The sequence below is a fragment of the Pseudoalteromonas sp. NZS127 genome (assembly GCF_015864805.1).
GTDB lineage: Bacteria > Pseudomonadota > Gammaproteobacteria > Enterobacterales > Alteromonadaceae > Pseudoalteromonas > Pseudoalteromonas nigrifaciens.
This window is the reverse complement of sequence record NZ_JADYWN010000077.1, coordinates 1-612: the sequence shown is the minus strand read 5'-3', so window position 1 is coordinate 612 and position 612 is coordinate 1. Positions and strand designations below refer to the sequence as shown.

The 612-nt window shown below is 59.5% G+C and carries 2 protein-coding genes; both read right to left on the bottom strand.

Features of this window, described 5'->3' with window-relative positions; translation table 11 throughout:
- A partial coding sequence (locus I6E78_RS18520) for an HNH endonuclease (protein ID WP_197183126.1) occupies window positions 1–291 on the bottom strand: 291 nt, incomplete at its 3' end.
- Window positions 288–612, bottom strand: a 325-nt coding sequence (locus I6E78_RS18515) for a hypothetical protein (protein ID WP_231618056.1), incomplete at its 5' end; no start/stop codon positions are given. The genes I6E78_RS18520 and I6E78_RS18515, both read right to left, overlap by 4 nt.

Sequence of the window (612 nt, the reverse complement as noted above, 5' to 3'; positions counted from 1 at the left end):
GTTGTCATATTTGTCGCCGTTCCGGTGGTCGATAATCCCGTTGGGCCAGTGACCATGTGTGTAGAACCATGCGACACGATGACTCCAGTATGTTTTGCCGTCGATGCGGATGTTGGTGTAGCGCAGTGTTGAGCACCCTGCAGGGCGACCGGCATGCTGCGTGTTCCAACTGCGCCATCGTCTTTCATCGCCGTCGAAATCTTCGAGGCCACGGGGGTGCCACGTGAACACGCCATTATCCGGGTCGTAGTGCAACACCTGTCTCAACCGCGCCAGTGAAATCCGTTTCATGGATTAACCTCGTAAATCAGTAGGTTATAGTTGCGCGCAAGAGACACAAGATGGTCGTTTCCCCCTGCACACACCAATGCGTCTGAGTGGAAAACAAGTGTGTAGTTCCGCGCCCGCTCCCGGGTTTCCACCGGCTGCATCGGGCAGATCGGGTAGACATCGACGGGCAGGCGGCTGCCGCGCGGCGGGTGGGACAGGCCGTTCGTCACGAAGCTGGTCGGGGTGATCCCGGCCATCAGTTCGGCATCGGCCAGGTGGTCGGCGGTTACGGGGCCGTGGAGGATCACTCGCATACGCGATACCTCACGATGTCGCCAGGGC